This window comes from Campylobacter sp. 19-13652 (genome assembly GCF_019702925.1).
Lineage (GTDB): Bacteria > Campylobacterota > Campylobacteria > Campylobacterales > Campylobacteraceae > Campylobacter_A.
The window spans coordinates 41985-61002 of record NZ_AP024713.1; the positions used below are offsets into that span (position 1 = coordinate 41985).

The following is a 19018-nucleotide window of genomic DNA, read 5'->3' on the forward strand; positions in this document are numbered from 1 at the left end:
TGTGATTTTTTCTAAAAAATATATCCGCACCTTGCTTCCATTTAACGTAGCATTTTTGCTCTTTTTGGGTTTAAATTTATACTTTAACTACACCGCCCTAAGCAGCAACATCAAACGCTTTGAGCGCGAGCTTTTTAGTATGGTGCATAGCAAAATAGAAAGCTGGAATGCGTCAAATTTTAAAGATGTGGATAGGATAGCTGGACTTTTGCAAAGCGAGCCGCTGTCTAGCCCCACGGAGTTAGGCAGCACGCTAGAACGTCTGCGCCAAGGCACGAGTTTTCCTTACATTATACTGGGGCTTGATGATGGCAGCTTTTACATCTCAGACGCTAGCTACGTCGTGCCGCATAATTATGACCTAAAAAGCCGCGCGTGGTATAACGACACCTTGCGTGCGAACCGCACTATAGCCAGCGAGCCTTATATCTCTATGCGGCAGGGGCGGCGGAGCGTGAGTATCTGCACGCCTGTGCAGGTGCTTTCTCAGCCAGGAGTGCTGTGCGGTGGGCAGCCATTTGAGGTCATACGCAAGTATTTTAAGGAATATCAAAGCATTTATGATAAAAATCTATATCTAATCAGCAAAAACGGCGAGATACTAGCAAGTTTTACTAGTCCAAGTCCCACGCTAAGGTTTGAAAGCGTGGATATGGATAAATTTGCTAGTTTTGGTATCAGTAGGACAAACTGGCGACTTCTTTTTGAAAAGGATAGGAAGATTTATACCAGTCAGCTAGGGGCTTACTTGCTTTGGAATTTGCTCTTTTATGCCCTTTGCATTGGCATTTATGTGTTTAGTAATTTCTTTTGGCTTGCTAAGAATAAAAAAGATGCAAGCCGCCTAAATGCAAGTGAAACATATATAAAAGAGCTACTTGCTACTCAGACAAATGGTATAATCATAAACTGCGATGAGAGTCTAAATATAATATCAAAATCCCAAGTTAAAGACAGCTTTTTTGGACTTACGGATAGGTCAAATTTAAAACAAGCTATACAGGAGTGCGTATTTTTAAGCCCGCAAGATAGGCAAGATTTGGTTAGGGAGCTTTTGGTTGCGACACGGGATACGCAGGTGCGGTATTTTAATCTTAGCTTTACGCAAGTTCCGATTTATGAATCTAGCACAAGTAAGACCTTGTCGGATGGGTTTAGCGATAAGCCCGCACAATCAAAGCAAGATTGTCTTGGCGATAATTTGAGCGAGATTAAAAGTTCTACTAAGCAGCATATGGCAAAAAATAAAAGCTTTTTTATGGGATACTTGTGTGATGTGGCAAGCTTTTTATGGAGTAAGGATTTATGTGTTAGGGCAAAGCGTTTTGGCAGTGATTTAAAAGGAGGTGAAATTTCTGCTAGCACTAGCTCAAAAGACAAGGAAAACTCTCCCATTATTAGCAGTCAAGATATGCAAAATGGCTTTCAAGATTTGACTACTAATATGCAAAATTCCCAAGCCGTGCAGAGCTATCTACTTACTATTGCTAGCTTTGGCGAGCAGGCTCCATACTCACTTTCTCTTAACTTTTGCGACGTTAGCCCCATTTTGCAGCGTCAGGAAAAGTCCGCTCAGCACAACCCACAGCTTGAGGAGCTTTTGATTTTCATCGTTTTAAATTTGTCCGATGAGAGCCTGTGCGTGCAAAAGTTAGCACGTGCGACAGGCTATAGCAAGCACTATATTCAGCGGCTTTTTAAGGAGTATGTGGGTGAGAGTTTGGCTAGCTTTTTAAGGCTTGCTAGGCTTAGCAGGGCTTGCTTTTTGCTTAAATTTAGCGATGATAAAATCAGCGAAATCGCCCTAAAATGCGGCTTTTCTCACACGGAGACCTTTATCCGCTCCTTTATTAAAGCCTTTGATTTAACGCCTAGTAAATACCGCCAAGCAAGCCAAATAAAGGGCGGCGAGCTAAAATTTGAGCGGATGAGAATGAGCGAACAACGCATAGCCCTAAGCCACAAAAGAGAAAATATCACTGCCTTAGGCGTGAGTGAAGTGATGATTTTCACCCCAAATGCCAGCACACAAAATCAAATTTATGCCGCCCCAGCCAAGCAAGATTGCGGCTTTGCCTGTGTGTGGCTATCTGGCGGGGAGTGGCTTAGGATAGATGTGGGCTCTAGTGGGCTAACTGGACTGGAGTGCCTAAACCTAGCTTTGGCGAAATTTTATAATCCAAGCATTCATCTTGAGCCTTTTAGTGCTTATTTTCAAGCAAAAATAAGCGGAGAGATTGACTTTTTGTATCTTAAAATTTGATTTTTTGCGTTTATTCTTATGAATTAGCATTTTTGGCCAATAGTTAAATTTGTCCCATAAAATAGCACTTTTACAAATTAATAAAAAGTGCTATGGCTATTTTTATTATTTTTATCAACGCAGTATACATAAAAAAATATGCTAGTATTTTTCTTAAAGTTTTGATTAAGCACGTGGCAAAATGCTGAGTAAAATTTAAAAGGCTTTGTGGCGTGGTTTTGGTTTAGATTCAAAACCTGATATTGGTGTCAGGCTTGCTGGCAAGCTTAAATTGCACCAAAGCCAAAAAACACGGCTAAATCAAGGCTGAATTTAAAAAGGAGAGAGTATGCTAGATTTAAAACGCAGAAAGAGCCTAAAGCGGCTTGCCGGCCTTGGTGCCTGTCTGGCTATGCCAAGCGGGCTATTTGCAAGGCTTAGCGAAGCGGACGTGCCAGCGTGGGATGAGAGCTTTGACGCTATCGTCGTAGGAAGCGGCTTTGCAGGCAGTGCAGCTATGCTAAGCCTAATGGATAACGGACTAAGCAAGTGCGTGATGATAGAGAAAATGCCCTACCTAGGGGGCAACTCCGCCTACAGCGGCGGGTCTATGGCGGTGGCTGGCACGAGTATTCAAGCGCGCGACGGCATAAAGGACGACCCAGCTTTGCAGATAGCCGACACACTAAAAAGCGGACACAATCTAAACGACAAAGCACTTGTGGAGACGATGATTTACGCTGGGCCACAGACCTTTGAGTGGCTGGTGGAAAATGGCGTCAAATTTAAATGGGTCAGCCGCAGCGGCGGACACAGCGTCCCTCGCAGCCACTCAGCTGGGGCTGGCAGCTACATCACTCGCCCGCTGCAGGATAAAATCCTGGCTATGGGCGGCGAGATACGCCAAAGGGTGATAATGGATGAGTTGGTCTTTAACGCAAAGGGCGAAGTGGTGGGCATTGCCGTGCGTGAGAAGTATCAGTTTGACTTTGAAAACAGGGGCGATGAGAGCGAGAATAAAAGCGGAGCAAGACGCTTTTATAGAGCCTACGGCGGCGTGGTGCTAGCCACTGGGGGCTGGGGTGCTGATGTGGGATTTAGGCAGGAGTTTGACCCAGCACTAAAAGAGAGCGTGCTAACGACAAACCACGCAGGCGCAACAGGATATACGGCTAAAAAGCTCTTAGCCGATGATATTAAATTTATTGATATGTCCTATATTCAGCGAATGCACGTTACAAGCGCTGATGAGCCATTCTTTGGCTTTGCGTATCGCTGGATAACGCGCGCATATGCGTATGGCATAATGGTAAATGCCAAGACTGGGCTTCGCTTTGTTAATGAAATAGCCGACCGCAAGGTAGGCAGCGACGCTATTTGGGCGATGAATGAAGGCGGCAAAAACCCGCCAATACTCATAATGGATATGGAGGGGACTAAAACCGTCGATGTAAAGGACTTTCAGCGTGGGCTAAGCGTAGGGGCGATAAAGAAATTTGACACTCTTGATGAGCTGATTAGCTACTATCACATTAACCGCGAGCCTTTCCTAGCCCAGCTAAAGCGATATAATGAATTTGTCGCTCGCTCAGAAGCGGATAAAAGCTACCGAGACCCTGAGTTTGGGCGAAACTACTCGCCCTATAAGGGCAGGTATATAAAGGTAGAAAAGCCTCCATTTTTTGCCGCGCGCCCTGGGCCAAAGGTGCATCATTGTATGGGTGGAGTAAAAACCAACTTAGACTGCGAAGTCTATAAAAACGACGGCTCGCTCGTGCCAAATCTATACGCCGCTGGCGAGCTAACAGGCGGACGCCACGGTTATAACCGCCTAGGCAGCAACGCCGTGCTTGACTGCCTGGTCTATGGCAAGCGAGCTGGCGCAAAGCTAGCTAGCGTGTATAATGCAAAAAGGGGTGCGTGATGAGGGGAATTAAATTTATTATTCTGCTTGTTTTGGGCTTTGTATCGGCACTAAACGCTGGTGAGGGGCTAAAGGTAGATAAACGCCTGCACGCTAGTAATGGTGTGGTGATAAATGACTTTAGCGCGGATAAGTTCCCACTTTCTGGGGTGCATAAAAAATTAAATTTAACCTGCAATGACTGCCATAAAGAAAGTGAGCCAGCTCAGTATAGCTCGGCTATGCTAAGCTCCTGCCTAAACTGCCACAACAGCTACGCAGCCCTAGCTAGTGCAACGGGGGCTTTGGGACATAATGACAATATCCACGCAAGCCCGCACTACGCAGCCCTAGCCTGCGATAACTGCCACCGCTCCCACCGCAAAAGCGAGAATATGTGCGTGCGTTGCCACACGCAAGACAGCTTAAAAAGCCTAATCGTAAAATAAGGAGAGCGTGATGAAAAAGATCTTGATTTTAGGAGCGTTTTTGGGCGTTTTGGCTGTATGGGGTGTAAGTGTGGTAGTGCAAAAGACGGCTGACTATCCATTTTGTGGGTCGTGCCACGAGTGGGACGGAGCGATAGCCCAGACCGCCCTAGCCGACGACACTCACGGCAGAGCAAACGCAAAGGGCGTGGCGGCTCGCTGCACCGATTGTCACCTGCCGCACGAGAGCTTGGCTGAGTATTTGTTTGTGAAATTTAAAAACGGCTTAAGCGAAGGCTATACGACGCTTACTGGGGATGCCAGCAAAAAGGACTGGATAGCGGGTAGAGACAAGGCAAGGGCAAAGCACACTTATGATAGTGCCTGCCTAAACTGCCACGCTGGAGTGGCGGATAGGGCAAGGCTGGAGCGTCTGGCTGGCGAAGCTGGGGTAAAAGACGTGGCTTTGGCTGAAAGTAAAAGCGGCGTAAAGCAGGTAGCCTTAGGCAGCGAGAAAGACAGGGCAGCGGCTAAAATGCACCTAAAATATCTCGAGCTAAAAGGCGGTGCGGATAGCTTTAAATGCACCGACTGTCACAAACACGTGGGGCATAAGGAGCTAGGCAAAATGCTAATAAAAGCCAGGCACAAAGTCGCCGAAAGCTGGGAAGAGTGGGAGCAAATAAACGGCGTGAAGTAGAGGCAAACTTGGCTAGTTTAAATTTGCTAGTCCAATAGCTCGTGCTTTAAGCCGCTCATGCTTAGTCTATTTGCTTGCGTTAATGTTGAGCGGCTCGCCCATTTGCCTATTTACTTGTGTAAAATGCTAACTGCCAACGCAAAGACTAAGTGATCCCATACTTATGGGCTATTAGCTTGCTGGCTTTTGAATTTGGCTAACTGTGATGACTGCTGGCTTGAAGCTGACTTTGTCGAGCTGGGGATTTTTGGCTTAGCTTTTGACTGGATTAGTTTTTTGTCTTTTTGGCTGATTTAGCCTTTTGGGCTAGGCTTTGGTTTGGCTCTAGCCTGTTTTTGGCTGGGACTTAGTTTTAAGATAGCTTGCGCCTATTTAAGCCCCTTTTTGCACAGTTTTAAATTTACGTCTTTTTGTTCAGCTACTCAATCAAAGCGGCTTTTAAATTTAAAAAAGCCTAAAATCCAAAGCCCTCCCAAGAGCTTGTCAAGCAAATAAATGCTATGCTTTGCCCAGAAAAATTAAAAAATCAAACTTAAATTCCAAATCAAATGGAGATTATGCCAAGGCTTTTTGTCATTTTTGTTCTTTTTATTTCTTGCTTAAAGGCTAACTTTTTAGGCATCGACCTAGCCAAAATTCCAGCCCAAAACAAAGCCACAATGCTACGCAAGTGTGCGTCGCTGCTGTCTTTTACCTCTAGCCCAACCGCCTAACTACGATAATAATGGCTTTTCGCACGTCTCAAGCAAGCTTAAAACAGACTTTATCGCAGCCTTTGGTCTTTCGCTTTGTTAAGGCGTTAGCGGCGATATGGGCTATAAAGATACTCCTAGTAGGATATTAAAAGAGTGGCTTATTTTACGCCACATAGATGGCGATCAGTCCAGGTCTGAGATAAATTTCTTCGCTCCTTACGCCATTTGCGCAGTGTCTATTTTGGGGCTTGGGCTGGGTTTAATGAGTGGCTAAGCCTAGTCATAGCCCCAGCTAGCCCAAGCTGGAAGGATAATAATCTAGGCGATTGGGGCGTGCTTGGATTTATTAATCGCTCGTCAAAGGGGCGATGAGAGCGGTGTAAATAGGGCTTGGTGGCGGTTTAGTCAGCTCGTGTTAGTGTAAATTTCACCCAGTGGCAAGATGCTAAAGAGATATGCAGGAAGCGATGTGAGTGAGTATTTTGCTGAGGTGGATTATTTTTACATTTTGCTTAGGCATTTTAAAAATAACCAATCTAAAGAGCTTCAAACAGGGATGCATAGGAGGAGGGGTCTTGGGCTGTGAGATGGGTTGGCTTATTGATTTAATATATCTTTGGAGCAATTTTGAGATTATATAGATTTTTTCTTTAAAAATTTTGTGTATTTAAAACAATCATAATATTGCATACAAATTTCTATTATATTTTTTACAGCAATAAAATATGGGTTTATATACTTTTACCACCCTATCTCTGCAGAATACAGACTAAATTTAAACAAAACTTATCACTTAAGTTGCTTCACTGTACTTACAATATACTTAATTTAATAAATTATTTTACTCAAGTTAGCGCATTTTACTATTCGTCATTATTCTGGTTTGTCTAAGAAATTTCTAAGTATATAATTGCTTCTATTTTATATCAAGAATAAATAGGTTAGATTATGAGTCCCCTCCTACGTAAATGTAAGGTATTGAATTGTTTTTTAAAATTTACTTGCATCAAATTTTAAACTGTAACGTTTATAAATTGTTCTATACTGATTGATTATATGATAAGCATTATGTAATTAATTCAATATCGTACTGTACTTTTCAAGAAACTTCACTTGAAAAGTACAAACTTATTAAAGTTGACATGGGAGGTATAATAAAGGAAAGTTAGGTCAAAGCTGTCTTAAAAGGCAAAAATTATTCTTTCCTAAAAATCTCACTCGCTTCTGCGTAAAACTCATCGGCCATAGCCTTGCTTCTAGCCACATCTACGCTGCCACCGCTGTGTTCGACGATCACGGCTTTGCCGCCACTGCGCAGGCGTATGGAGCGGGCTAGGTAGCTATCGCCGTGGATTTTGCCCATTTGGCGGCGTAGCTTTATTGTGTCTTTAAAGCTAAAAGGTGAGATAAAATCGATAAACCACAGTCTATCGCCGCTTTTCCAATCTTCGTAGCGTAGGGAGTTTGGGTTTAGTATGTAGCGTTGCTGGGCGGATTTATCCAGCCATGCCCAGCTAGCCCAGCCTCTAGGCATACCATCATCGCCCATTAAAAGGCTATATTGATTAAACTCAATCGCCGGTATGACATAGCTAACCGCCGATTGTAGCGGCCATTTGCTATGCAAGGGCGAGCAACTCCACAGCCACAACGCCTTGCCCAAAATCTCAAATTTATCCATTTTTTTCCTTGTGTCATATAGATTTTACTAACTCGCTTGCGCTTGCATTCGCCATCAATTATATAACCCATAGCCTTAATCAGTGCTTTAGTTAAGATATCCATTATCAATTAACCATGCAGCACGATATTTTAAACAGGCAAAAATTTAATTTTTTCTGCTATTATCTTAGCTTTTAAAAGGAATAAAATGCAGAGTGAAAAAAGCTATAAAATAGGCGTCATCGCCACGCTAGTTGGGGGAGTGTGCTGGGGTTTTAGTGGAGCTAGTGGACAGTATTTGTTCACCCAAAAGGGGCTAAGCGCAGACTACGTCGTCTCGGTGCGTCTTATCACTAGCGGGCTTATAATGCTAGCTTACTCGCTGCTTCGCTATGGCTGGGCTAGTTTTGGCGCACTTAGGAGTTGGCAGGACTTTGGCACGCTGTGTATATATGGGATATTTGGGTTGATTTTAGCACAATGGGCATATTTTTACTCCATCGAGCTTAGCAACGCCGCAGTAGCTACGACTATCCAGTATAGCGTACCTGCATTTTTGCTAGCTATAGAGTGCTTACGCTTTAGGCGGCTACCTAGCCTGATAGAGATAGTGGCGCTAGTAGCGGCTATGGGTGGAGTATTTTTACTTTCTACTCATGCTAGCCTTGCTAGCCTAGCCATAAGCCCAAAAGCTTTGGCAATGTGTCTGCTTTGTATATTTGGCGTCATAGTCTATACGCTCGCACCTACAAATTTAAACCGTCGACATCCACTATCAGCCAACCTAGCCCTAGCCATGATACTAGGCGGTGCGGTGCTGGCTGTCTGCGTGCGTGCGTGGGAGCTAGACGGAGTGAGTGATGCGAGTGGGGCGTGGGCGATGGCTAGCGTAGTAGTAGTCGGCACAGTCTTTGCATTTGGACTTTTTATGTATGGTGTAAGCACCATAGGAGCAGCAAAGGCAAGCCTGCTAGCAGCGGTCGAGCCAGTTGCGGCAGCGGTGTTTAGTGCGGTATGGCTGGGGGATAGATTTGTGGTGTGGGATTATGCTGGCTTTGGGCTTATTTTGGCTTGTATTTGGCTTTTAAGAAAGGGGTAGGAGAAGTTTTGTTTTGCGCTCATTCAAATGCGATATGAGCCATAATGTGGGGCTATTTCTAAGCTTTTAAGAGTGATATGGGCAAAGTAAGCGTGACTAAGAGCATTAAAAAATACCAAATCAAGACAGCTAGCAAAACTACTACAAGCTAGGTCTTGATAATCTAGCCGTAAGTAGCCTTGAAACAGACATCATCCTGCTTTATCTAGATTTTTGTGGTGTATTTGCTCAGGCAAAAAGCTACCGCCAAATTTAATGACGATGCTACAAAACAAGCTTAATAAAATACCCATAAATATCGAATTTAGAGCCATTTTTCCCAAATATAGCGCGTAAGGACGCAGATGAGTTTTGCAAAATCAAGTGTGAAAACGCTGCCAAATAAGCAGCTACACTATTGGCTTTGCATAATCATGGGCGTAGCTAGCACAGGCTAGACTGTGGCTGATTCTATTGAAAACAGACTAGAAAAATATGATAGTAAAAAGTTCTTAATCCCATGCTTTAACAAAGAGCTAGCCAGTAGCATTCAAGAGTGCTTTGGCGATAAATGTCAAACACGAAATATTGTAATTTATCCGATTTTACACTATTAAAGCACATTAGTATATACACCCAATCGATTATGTCTTAGTTTATAATACCTAAGATATTTCGCCTGATTTTATGTGTGTGATGTATGACAGTGTAAACTAATTTGTCTTTTTCATTGATTATGTGCAGAAGCTTTACTTATGTGCTATACACTTAGCAGCTGATATTTTTTACTATCCGAGATTTGACGAAATTGCCATGCAAGGTAGCAAAAAGTCTACCGTATGCTCTAATAAGATATTAGAAAACGACCGCAAGTTAAATGAGTATTATAAAAAAGTTACTACTTAGAAAATGGCTTTTTATCAGACGCGCAAACAGTGCTAGAAAAGGGCGAGATAATCATTAGCGATTTTGATAAATTTCAAGACCTAGCGTGCGTTATGAAGCTTGCAAAAGGCTAGGCAAAGGTGCTAAGTAATAGCAAAAAAATCAGTCAAATAGATATAACGGCAAATTCCGCTAAATGGGGCGAAAGCGCTTACTATGCAGTCTATTAAGGGGCTTGAGGCTGATACCATAATAATCCACAGCTTCGTGGCGTTTATGCACACGACCTTAAAGCATGAAAAGGAGTTATTTTGGCAGAAAATCTACATCCTGCTTACGCACGCAAGGGAGCGAGTTATCATCTAGCTAGTGGACTTGGTGAGAATTTTAGTGTCAAGTTGTCTGAGATTAGAGTGGCTTTAAATATCATTAAAAAGCACGCTAGCCTTGCAAGTAGCGCACTTGCGCTAGAGGCGCATAAGGTCGGCAGCGATGGCGAGAAAAAATATGATGAAAAGCTCCACTTCGCACAGGCTAGCAAAGATAATGCCAGCTCTTAGAAACGGTAAAGACATAGCCGAGCTAGTCTTGGTTAAAAGCGAGCTTTTTGCCATCGTAGTGGGGTTTTCGGCTTAAGTTTAGCTTTAAATTTATCAAATGTCTTTCTGCTTTTTTATTAGTGCTTCATTTATTACATAGCAGGGTTGTATACTCACTCATAGTAGATTTGGTGCGTTCCATGAAGGTATTTATCGCCGCAGAGCCTTTGTTTATAATAAAATTTAAATTTTTAATATCTCCTGCTAAGACAAAATAAATTTTGGTTCTTTTAAACAATACTATATTTCTTTACAAATTTCAAAGATAAGCTAAGAATTGGGCTTGCTAAACTTTGCGATGCCTAAAACCACTGGTGTTAAACTATTATTAAAAGAGCTAAAATTTAATATTAAACTTCCAGGCTTCTCTTATAAAAATAAATCCAAAGTATCAGTGGTCTGGGTGATAAATTATAAATTTAAATTTTTCTAAGGGGTAACTCAACCCCTTACAGTTTTTAATATATCGCCACAGCTCTAACAGGAAAGCCAGGGTAGCCGACAAATTTTGGCACGCCTATCATTATTGCCCCACCCACGGCAGGCAGCCCCACAAGCCCCTTTAAAAGCTCGACTTGAAAGTGGTCATTTTCGAGCAAAAATAGCTCGCTTAAAAGGTGCTTGTTTTTTGCTACATCTATGCCAGCGTCGGTGTCTAGCGTTTCGTGTCCGATCGCCGTAATACCACGCTCGCGCAGCAAAAACTCAATCGCCTCCACGCTCCAGCCAGGCGTGTGGCTCACTCCGTTTTCGTCCTTGTTACTCATCGCCTCCTGACTGCCCCAGCGCTCGCTCCAGCCGCTAGCAAAGGCCACAAAGCTATCTGGCTCAATGCGTCCGTGCTCGGCTTCAAATTCCAAAATATGCTCCTTTTTTAGGATAAAATCAGGATTTTGCGCCACGTCTGCGCTGCGGTCGATGACGTAAAGTGGCAGGATAAAATCCCTAACTTCAATCTGCTCTAGGCTGCGCTTGCCCTCGCTAAAGTGGCAGGGCGCGTCGATGTGCGTGCCGTATTGGGTTACGAATGTGGCGAGATTGACAAAAAAGCCGTCGTTTTTAACGGAGTAAAGTGTCTCGCTTTTTAGGCTGGGGAATGCGCCAAAGCGTGGAATGTCTGGGGTTACGCCGTGGGTTAGGTCGATGAATTTTTTGCTTTTTAATAGCCTTATGGCTTGTGAAATTTCGCCCATATTTGCTCCTTTTGTTGTGATTTTGTTTATTATAGCCGCACTTTACTTAATAATTTTTTACTTATATGGATAATTTTTTATCATTTTGCGCAATTTTTGCTTATTTTTGTAAAAAAAAGTGGGGGTAGTCTGCCTTAGCCGCCGCAGCATTTATCTTTGGTGGCTTGTGAGTTTTTAAATTTATAGGCTCTTTAAGCAGTGGTATTGTTTGCAAATTTTAAGCCAAAAAGCCAAGTGCCACTGCCTTATGTGGCTCGGTATGTTTGCCTACTTGCTCTATGCAGGCAGGGCAAGTAGCTACCCTGCTAAGCCACTTTGTGGCTTGCATACGCTCCTGCTATTTAGCTCATTGCGTTTGCCTAGAAACTGCGACTACGTCTTGTTTTCGCAGAAACTGCGGTTACACCTTGTTTTAAAGAAACTGCGGCTACGCCTTGTTTTCACAGAAACTTCGCTTCGCTTGTTTTAAAGAAACTGCGGCTACGCCTTGTTTTGCTAAAGAAGCTAAGGCTTTGCAAACGCACTTATCGTGTTTAGAATTTCGCAAAGCAATAGTATTGTTTAAAAGGGCTTTTATATTATTTTAGCCAAGGGGGATTGATTTGTAGGGTTGAGTTTTAGCCCCAGCGCTGTTTTGCTGGCCATATGAAGCCAAATCCAAGTCGCCATAAAGCAAATTTATCCAAGCCACGCTTATATTACGCCTTAAATTTAGCCCACGCCCCTAGTCGCACCCCCATTTTGGCTAGCGATAGAGCCAGCTACAAACCGCTAAAATCAGGGCTATTAAAATCCAAAAGATATTTAAAGCCAGCATAGCCAAGATAAAATTAGACCACTGCCAGCTAGCACCGCTTAAGCTAGCCAAGAGAGTAAAAGTCTTTGAGCGTGGCAAGCCTTTGGAGTGGGCCAATATCACTCACGCCATACTTTCGCATACTAGCCATTATATTCATCTTTAGCTTTTAGCAGGGTAATCAAGCAAATTTAGCAGCCCTGAAAATATGGCGTTTGCTCTATTTATGTAATGCACCTTTTTTTGGTGGGGGGCGATACTTAACAAAGCCCACGCTTTTGCGCCACTTGGTGCTAAGGTTTGGTGTTAAGATACCTGTTTATATGCACCCATTTGCTTATGCTTGGTTGCCTGTAGGCTCTTGGGGGGGGGTAGTATTTAGTGGGGGTTTGGGGGGCTATCTTTGGTTAAATTTAGCCCCCCCCAAAGGTCGTTTTAGGCGTCCTTTTTAGCCATTCGTTTTCGCATTGTTGGGTCTAGGTAGCGTTTTCGCACTCGGATATTTGCTGGCGTTACTTCGACTAGCTCGTCATCTTCTATCCACTCTAGCGCTCGCTCTAGGCTTAGCTTGCGTGGCGGGACTAGCTTAATAGCGTCGTCACTGCCGCTAGCACGGACGTTGGTTAGGTTTTTGCCTTTGATAGGATTTACGTCTAGGTCGTTTGGACGGCTGTGCTCGCCTATTATCATACCTACATAGACTTTGGTCTGCGGGTCGATAAATAGCACGCCACGATCTTGCAGGTTAAAGAGCGAATAAGCAAGCGCCACGCCGTTTTCCATGCTTACTAGCGAGCCGTTTGTGCGGTGCTCGACGTGTCCGCTAAGCGGGCGAAACTCCAAAAAGCTGTGATTCATCACGCCCTCGCCTTTGGTGTCGGTTAGAAACTGGCTGCGAAAGCCAATAAGCCCACGTGCAGGGATTTCAAACTCCATTCTCGTCTGTCCATCACCCGTTGGGTTCATCGACATCATCTCCGCCTTTCGCTTACCTAGCTTTTCTATCACGGTGCCTGTGCTATCATCTGGTGCGTCGATGACGAGCAGCTCAAAAGGCTCGCATTTTACGCCGTCGATCTCTTTGATGATGACTTCAGGGCGACCGAGCAAGAACTCATAGCCCTCGCGACGCATATTCTCCGCTAGTATGGTGATCTGCAGCTCCCCACGTCCGCTTACTTTAAATTTGCCCTCGCCGATGTTTTCGTACTTCATTGCGATGTTGGTTTTCATCTCATTTTGCAGACGCTCGTCTATTTTGTTGCTCGTTACGTGCTTGCCCTCAGTGCCAGCAAGCGGGCCGTCATTGACACTAAAGACGACGCTTAGGGTCGGCTCTTCTATGTGGAGCGGATCAAGCGGCATAGGATTAGCAGGGTCTACGACGCTATCACCCACGTCAAGCGCCTCAAAGCCAGCGATCGCCACAATATCGCCTGTGCCAGCTTCGTTTATGTCCTGCCGCTCAAGCCCCATAAAGCCGATTAGCTTGCTAATGCGTCCGTTGGTTTTTGTCCCGTCTGCTTTGGCTAGAGTTACGCTTTGGTTTTTTGAAATTTTGCCGTTAAAAATTCGTGCGATACCGATTTTACCGACGTAGTTATCGTAATCAAGCGTAAAAACCTGCAGCTGTAGTGGGTTTTCATCACTGCCGCTTGGAGCTGGGACGTGGGCTAAAATCGTCTCAAAAAGCGGCTTCATATTCTCATTGGCGTCACTTAGATTGTGCTTAGCATAGCCGTTTTTAGCCGCTGCGTACACGACTGGAAACTCGAGCTGCTCGTCGTTTGCGTCAAGTGCGACAAAAAGGTCAAAGATCTCATTTATCACCCTATCAGGCTCGGCGGCTGGCTTGTCGATTTTATTTACGACGACGATAGGTTTTAGCCCCAGGCTTAGGGCTTTTTTGACGACGAATTTAGTCTGTGGCATTACGCCTTCTTGAGCGTCGACTAGCAGTAGCACGCCATCGACCATCTTTAGCACGCGCTCGACTTCACCGCCAAAATCGGCGTGTCCTGGGGTGTCTATGATGTTGATTTTTGTATCGCCATAGCGAATGGCTGTGTTTTTTGAAAGGATAGTAATGCCTCGCTCTTTTTCGATGTCGTTGCTGTCCATTACTCGCTCGGCTACTTGCTGGTGCTCGCTAAAGGTGCCTGATTGTTTTAAAAGCTCATCTACAAGGGTGGTTTTGCCGTGATCGACGTGGGCGATGACGGCGATATTTCTGATTTTCTCCAAAGTCTGCTCCATAAATTTAAATAACCGCCGATTATAGCGAAAAATGTTTAAATTTATGGTAATTAGATATTTTAGTTTTGATTTGTTAAATTTGGAACGGCTTTTGCTTTTACAGGGCTAAAAGTAGATAAAAGGATAAGGTATGCAGGCTAATGCAAATGCTCTTTTAGAGATAGCAAGCCCCCAAAATAAGGGTAGGACAAAGGTAAGCAAGGCAAGCACTGGCGATAGTAGTGAGTTTTTATCATACATTAAAGAAGCCACGCCAAAAGAGGCGGCAAACAGGGCTAGCTCACAGCCAAAATCAAGCGAAAAACAAAGTCAAAATTCGTCCACAAAAAACGAAAATAATAGCCCAAATACCGCTAATACAAACAAATCTGCAAGTGAAAATAGATCCGATAAATCGCAAAGCTCCAATCAAACAAAGCAGAGCGAGCCTACCGAAAAAACGCAAGAAAATAGCACTAAATTTGAACCTTCGCAAAAGGCTAATGAAGCAAAGTTAGCAAGTGATAAAGCCATAACTCGCCTTGAGGAGAGTATCACAAAAGAAGGGGCTGCTACGATGCTTGATGATGCGAATTTAATGCAGCTTTTAGCTGTGCTTGATGCGATAAATGCGCCAAAAGAGCTTCAGGGCGGACTTTTTCCAAAGCTTGGTGAAAAGCTAGCTGCGCTTTTATCTGTGCCTGAAAATGCCGCAGAATTAAGCGAAGCAAAGAGCGTGTCTGATGTGATAAAGCTGGCGCAAAAGTTTGATTTAGAGTTAAAAGATATAAAAATCACAAGCGAAATAGAGCAGGCTTTAAATGAAAAATTCCCAAATCTAGCGGCTAAGGATTTTTTTAAAACTTCTGAGCAAGCTGTGATAAGCTCAGGGGAGTTTTTGGCAAAAACAAAGGTCGATGAGAGCCTAAAACAGGGCAAAGATGATAAAAGTGCAAGCCTAGCTAGCCTGCTTAGTGAAGCCCTGCCAAAGGAGCAAAAAAGCGTAAATTTAAAGCCAGAAAGCCAGAAAATATTAAAAGATGAGCCTAAAAGTGAGCTTAGCACATCTAGTCAAAATAGCCAAAATGCCGAGAAAGCACCTACGCTAAGGGATCTAATCTTTCCTGAAAAGTCCGCTGCTCAAGCTAGCAAAGCCACAGGAGCCACAGTACAAAGTGGCGCGCTAAACGATAGCTTTGAGCTTTTAGGCGCTAGCGATGAGCCAAAGGGTGATATAACCCCAAATACAATGGCTAAAAATATAGTCGCAGAGGCTAAAATGCAGCTACATAATCGTGTGGCAGTTAAAGAGACGCTAGGGAATTTTAGCTCAAGTCTAGCCGAGCAGGTGGCAAATTATAAAGCCCCTGTAACAAAAGTAAGTATGACCTTAAATCCACTAAATTTAGGCGAAGTTGAAGTCGTGATGACTACAAGGGGGAATAACTTACATATAAATTTCACCTCAAATACTCAGGCGATGAATTTATTCATAGCAAATCAAGCGGAGTTTAAAAACAGCCTTGTGAATATGGGTTTTACCGAGCTTTCAATGAATTTTAGCGACCAAAATCAAAGACAAAATCAGCAAGGCGGTCAAGCCCCAAAGGGCAGGAGCTTTTTTGGCGAGAGTGATGAGCTAGAGCAAGATGAGCAAATAAGCCTAGAACTAATCCTGCCAAAATATATATAATTTAAAGGAATAAAATGGCAACTACAGATGCGATAAACTCAACAAGCGCACTAAATTACACGCAATTTACCGAAGAAAAGCAAAAGGCGACCAAAGAGGCCAAAAAGTTAGCTCAAGCAGCTGGTACGGGAGCAAATCCTAACGGACAGCTCGATAAGGACGCTTTTATGAAGCTACTTTTAACTGAGCTTCAGTATCAAGACCCAACAGCCCCCATGGATACAGAAAAAATGCTAACGCAGACTAGCCAGCTTGCTGCGCTTGAGATGCAAGAAAATACAAACTCCACGATGAAAGAGCTAGCCAGCCAGCTAAAATCTAGCGCAAATATGTTTGCCGTCGCAGCCCTAGGCAAAATGGCAAGCCGTGGCACAAACGAGATAAAAATAGACACTGCTGGGGAGAATTATCAAATTCCACTATTTTTCTATGAGCCAGTAAAGCAGGGCAAGGTCGAAATAAGCGACGGCTCAGGCAAAGTGCTACGCACAATAGAGCTAAAAGAGGGAATGGTTGGCGTTGAAAAGATAGACTTTAACGGACTTGACGATAAAAATAACGCAATCGAGCCAGGCAATTATAAGGTCAAAGCGACTTATCTAAGTCAGCTAAACTCGCAGCTTACCACAGAATACGGCAACTATCCAGTTGAGAGTGTTAAATTTGTAGATGGCAAAGCAAAGGTTAAAGTGGCTGGAGAATACGTAGATATAGATAGTATAGCAGAGTTTTTTCAAGGCTAAAGGATAAAAAATGGTAAGATCTTTTTATAACGGTGTAAGCGGAATAAAGACGCAAAGCTTTGGCATGGACGTATGGGCGAATAATATCTCAAACATAAACAACGTCGGCTTTAAATCCTCAACGCCTGAGTATAAAAGCATATTTTACCAGTCTTTAGCCCTTGGGTCGATGAGTCCAGTGCCAGAGGAGGTGGGGCTAGGTGCGACAAAGCAGACAACAGCGCTAGATATGAGCATGGGTTCATTTCAAAATACCGATAATAATCTTGATTTTGCGATTGAGGGCAAGGGATTTTTTGGCGTCAGAGATGGTGACGCTGGGGTGTTTTATACTAGGGCTGGGGCATTTAGCAAAGATGTAAATGATATGCTAGTAGACACTCATGGCAGGTATGTCCAAGGCGTGATGAATACTCTAACTCAGGCGTCTTTAAGCGAGGAGGCAAAGGCTAGACTAGGGCAGGGTGTGAGCGAGGCTTATAGCGTAGCTGAGACTGATGAGCCGCTTAGCCTAGAAGGGACTATAAGCGATATTAAATTGCCTCAGTATCTTTATCAAAATGCAAAGCCAACCACACAGGTAAAAGTCATCGGAAACCTTGACGCAAGCCGCCAAATCGAGCCAGTAAGCTCAGTGATAGACCCAGCGGCCTACACTTATGAGCTAAGCGATGATAAAAGCACAATAAGCATAAAGGGCACAGTCGTGCCGTCCCCTACCACGCCAAATCCAAAAAAGGGCGATAACGTCTCAGTCGTGCTAAAAGACGGCTCAGGCAAAGAGAGCCAGACCACAGCTGTACTGGGTGCAGACGGCAGCTTTGAGATAAATGGCTATGCGCTTGATTGGCTTGATCCTGAAAGCTTAAGCGTAGAGGCGTCGCTATTTGGCGAACAGGAGATCGCAAACGTGCAAAAAGTAAGCGCTACGGTAGTGGGCACAGACGGCAGTATTAACACTCTTACTATGAAATTTACCAAAGCCCTTCCGCAGGAAAAGGACAGCACCACATGGCATTTAAACGCTACCATAACGGACAAAAACGGCGTAGAGCTAGCCAGCAATGAATCAGATGTAGTCTTTGATGGACATGGCATCATAGCAGAGGGTGGAAGCTTTAGCGTGGGCGGAGTGAGTGTAAATTTAAATAGCACGAGCAATGATGGCAGCTATAATGGTATAACAAGCGCTGCAAATGGTGAAAAGACCCTAAGCTCAAAAGCAGACGGCTTTAGAGACGGCACGCTAGAACGCTACTACGCAAACGACACAGGTACAATATATGCGATGTTTGATAATGGCACGATGATACCTATGGCTAGGCTTGCGCTTTATCACTTTCAAAACGAGCAAGGGCTTATGAAAATGGGCGCAAATATCTACACGCAAACGCCAAATTCAGGGCAGGCTGAGTTTTGGCGCGATAGTAGCGGAGAGATAATTTATGGCGCGACAATTGCTTCAAACAAGCTTGAGATGAGTAATGTAAGCCTAGCCACCGCACTAACAGAGGTAATAGCCACCCAAAAAGCCTACACCGCAAGCTCAAAAAGCATTACAACAAGCGATGAGATACTCCAAACCACCATACAGATGAAAAGATAATCTCGTGAAAATGGGGTGGCTAGCCCCTTTTGGCTATAATTGCGCCTAGGCTAAAAAGTAGCAAGCTTATGCCAGTTAGCAGAGTGCAAAGCACCCATGCTTTGTCGTTTTCGCCGTCTAATACGGCGTTATAAACGGCTAGGCTTAGGGTGTCTGTTCGCCCCAGTATGTCTCCGCCTAGCATTAATGAGACGCCAACCTCCCCTAAGCTTCTAGTTAAAGCTATAAACATAGCCGCGATAAAGACCTCGTGTGTAGCTCGCGTGCATTTTGTGCTGGGGTTATTGATTTGTGTGTTAGCTTTAGCCTTGAATGATATTTTAAAGTATTATTAAATTTAAAAAATAAATTATATTTATAAGCACACTAACGGCTTATAAATGGCTATAAAAGTAATATTATGTTTTTGTTATTTTTTTATATACTTTTAAAACTTAGGTGGTATAATGCCTAAATTCACACTAAAATATACAGGAGATAGCTATGTTTGGCTCAAATTTAAAAAATGAAATCGCTGCTTTAAAAGCCGAAAACAGCGAGCTTTTGGAGCAGATTAGCCA

Annotated in this window: 17 protein-coding genes; 13 read left to right on the forward strand and 4 right to left on the reverse strand. The window is 43.7% G+C overall.

All coding sequences use genetic code 11. The features are described from left to right. Position 1: 1 nt before the first annotated feature. From LBC_RS00220 to LBC_RS00245, 6 genes are all read left to right on the forward strand, one after another. Positions 2 to 2263, forward strand: coding sequence for an AraC family transcriptional regulator (locus LBC_RS00220; protein ID WP_221254131.1), 2262 nt, complete (start codon positions 2 to 4; stop codon positions 2261 to 2263). Positions 2264 to 2591: 328 nt separating this feature from the next. Then, entirely contained in the window at positions 2592 to 4166 is a 1575-nt protein-coding gene (locus tag LBC_RS00225; protein WP_221254132.1) for a flavocytochrome c, read from the forward strand. Continuing rightward, complete coding sequence (locus LBC_RS00230) at positions 4166 to 4594, forward strand: cytochrome c3 family protein (protein ID WP_221254133.1); 429 nt, start codon at positions 4166 to 4168, stop codon at positions 4592 to 4594. The genes LBC_RS00225 and LBC_RS00230 overlap by 1 nt, the downstream gene beginning before the upstream one ends. 10 nt (positions 4595 to 4604) lie before the next feature. Further along, positions 4605 to 5273, forward strand: a complete 669-nt coding sequence (locus tag LBC_RS00235; protein WP_221254134.1) for a NapC/NirT family cytochrome c — start codon at positions 4605 to 4607, stop codon at positions 5271 to 5273. A gap of 557 nt (positions 5274 to 5830) precedes the next feature. Beyond that, a complete protein-coding gene (locus tag LBC_RS00240) occupies positions 5831 to 5986 on the forward strand; it encodes a hypothetical protein (protein ID WP_221254135.1) in 156 nt (51 codons plus the stop codon). 97 nt (positions 5987 to 6083) lie between these two features. Continuing rightward, positions 6084 to 6242, forward strand: a complete 159-nt coding sequence (locus tag LBC_RS00245) for a hypothetical protein (protein WP_221254136.1) — start codon at positions 6084 to 6086, stop codon at positions 6240 to 6242. A gap of 921 nt (positions 6243 to 7163) precedes the next feature. On the opposite strand, the gene LBC_RS00250 is transcribed toward LBC_RS00245, so the two are convergent. Next, positions 7164 to 7649: a toxin-activating lysine-acyltransferase gene (locus LBC_RS00250; protein ID WP_221254137.1), complete on the reverse strand. Its 486-nt coding sequence runs from the start codon at positions 7647 to 7649 to the stop codon at positions 7164 to 7166. 189 nt (positions 7650 to 7838) lie between these two features. Between LBC_RS00250 and LBC_RS00255 the strand changes: the two genes are divergently transcribed. The 4 genes from LBC_RS00255 (at position 7839) to LBC_RS00270 (ending at position 10153) form a co-directional block, all read left to right on the forward strand. Then, the gene (locus LBC_RS00255; RefSeq protein ID WP_221254138.1) at positions 7839 to 8729 is read left to right on the forward strand and encodes a DMT family transporter; all 891 of its coding nucleotides are present in this window, start codon (positions 7839 to 7841) and stop codon (positions 8727 to 8729) included. Positions 8730 to 9169: 440 nt separating this feature from the next. Beyond that, positions 9170 to 9325, forward strand: a complete 156-nt coding sequence (locus LBC_RS00260; RefSeq protein WP_221254139.1) for a hypothetical protein — start codon at positions 9170 to 9172, stop codon at positions 9323 to 9325. Between the two features lie 484 nt (positions 9326 to 9809). Next, complete coding sequence (locus tag LBC_RS00265) at positions 9810 to 9959, forward strand: hypothetical protein (RefSeq protein WP_221254140.1); 150 nt, start codon at positions 9810 to 9812, stop codon at positions 9957 to 9959. After that, positions 9905 to 10153 carry a hypothetical protein gene (locus LBC_RS00270; RefSeq protein ID WP_221254141.1) on the forward strand — a complete coding sequence of 83 codons (249 nt, stop codon included), beginning with the start codon at positions 9905 to 9907 and terminating at the stop codon, positions 10151 to 10153. Before LBC_RS00265 ends, LBC_RS00270 begins: the two co-directional genes overlap by 55 nt. 497 nt (positions 10154 to 10650) lie before the next feature. Here LBC_RS00270 and LBC_RS00275 read toward each other — a convergent pair whose 3' ends face one another. Continuing rightward, positions 10651 to 11385, reverse strand: coding sequence for a cyclase family protein (locus LBC_RS00275; RefSeq protein WP_221254142.1), 735 nt, complete (start codon positions 11383 to 11385; stop codon positions 10651 to 10653). Positions 11386 to 12616: 1231 nt separating this feature from the next. Continuing rightward, positions 12617 to 14425 carry a translational GTPase TypA gene (gene typA, locus LBC_RS00280; RefSeq protein WP_221254143.1) on the reverse strand — a complete coding sequence of 603 codons (1809 nt, stop codon included), beginning with the start codon at positions 14423 to 14425 and terminating at the stop codon, positions 12617 to 12619. 142 nt (positions 14426 to 14567) lie between these two features. On the opposite strand from typA, the gene LBC_RS00285 reads away from it, so the two are divergent. The 3 genes from LBC_RS00285 to LBC_RS00295 are packed head-to-tail and all read left to right on the forward strand — an operon-like array spanning position 14568 to position 18458. Continuing rightward, entirely contained in the window at positions 14568 to 16109 is a 1542-nt protein-coding gene (locus LBC_RS00285) for a flagellar hook-length control protein FliK (protein ID WP_221254144.1), read from the forward strand. A 14-nt stretch (positions 16110 to 16123) separates the two neighbouring features. Next, the gene (locus tag LBC_RS00290; RefSeq protein WP_221254145.1) at positions 16124 to 16852 is read left to right on the forward strand and encodes a flagellar basal body rod modification protein; all 729 of its coding nucleotides are present in this window, start codon (positions 16124 to 16126) and stop codon (positions 16850 to 16852) included. A 10-nt stretch (positions 16853 to 16862) separates the two neighbouring features. Further along, positions 16863 to 18458 (forward strand): flagellar hook protein FlgE, encoded by a 1596-nt coding sequence (locus LBC_RS00295; RefSeq protein WP_221254146.1) that lies wholly within the window; start codon positions 16863 to 16865, stop codon positions 18456 to 18458. Positions 18459 to 18477: 19 nt separating this feature from the next. Here LBC_RS00295 and LBC_RS00300 read toward each other — a convergent pair whose 3' ends face one another. Then, a complete protein-coding gene (locus tag LBC_RS00300) occupies positions 18478 to 18690 on the reverse strand; it encodes a hypothetical protein (protein ID WP_221254147.1) in 213 nt (70 codons plus the stop codon). Positions 18691 to 19018 lie beyond the last annotated feature (328 nt).

Bases quoted from the DNA above. Each gene is read 5' to 3' on its own strand.
- LBC_RS00225 (WP_221254132.1), top strand. From the start codon at position 2,592: ATGCTAGATTTAAAACGCAGAAAGAGCCTAAAGCGGCTTGCCGGCCTT.
- LBC_RS00230 (WP_221254133.1), top strand. From the start codon at position 4,166: ATGAGGGGAATTAAATTTATTATTCTGCTTGTTTTGGGCTTTGTATCG.
- LBC_RS00235 (WP_221254134.1), top strand. From the start codon at position 4,605: ATGAAAAAGATCTTGATTTTAGGAGCGTTTTTGGGCGTTTTGGCTGTA.
- LBC_RS00240 (WP_221254135.1), top strand. From the start codon at position 5,831: ATGCCAAGGCTTTTTGTCATTTTTGTTCTTTTTATTTCTTGCTTAAAG.
- LBC_RS00245 (WP_221254136.1), top strand. From the start codon at position 6,084: ATGGGCTATAAAGATACTCCTAGTAGGATATTAAAAGAGTGGCTTATT.
- LBC_RS00250 (WP_221254137.1), bottom strand. From the start codon at position 7,649: ATGGATAAATTTGAGATTTTGGGCAAGGCGTTGTGGCTGTGGAGTTGC.
- LBC_RS00255 (WP_221254138.1), top strand. From the start codon at position 7,839: ATGCAGAGTGAAAAAAGCTATAAAATAGGCGTCATCGCCACGCTAGTT.
- LBC_RS00265 (WP_221254140.1), top strand. From the start codon at position 9,810: ATGCAGTCTATTAAGGGGCTTGAGGCTGATACCATAATAATCCACAGC.
- LBC_RS00275 (WP_221254142.1), bottom strand. From the start codon at position 11,385: ATGGGCGAAATTTCACAAGCCATAAGGCTATTAAAAAGCAAAAAATTC.
- LBC_RS00285 (WP_221254144.1), top strand. From the start codon at position 14,568: ATGCAGGCTAATGCAAATGCTCTTTTAGAGATAGCAAGCCCCCAAAAT.
- LBC_RS00290 (WP_221254145.1), top strand. From the start codon at position 16,124: ATGGCAACTACAGATGCGATAAACTCAACAAGCGCACTAAATTACACG.
- LBC_RS00295 (WP_221254146.1), top strand. From the start codon at position 16,863: ATGGTAAGATCTTTTTATAACGGTGTAAGCGGAATAAAGACGCAAAGC.
- LBC_RS00300 (WP_221254147.1), bottom strand. From the start codon at position 18,690: ATGTTTATAGCTTTAACTAGAAGCTTAGGGGAGGTTGGCGTCTCATTA.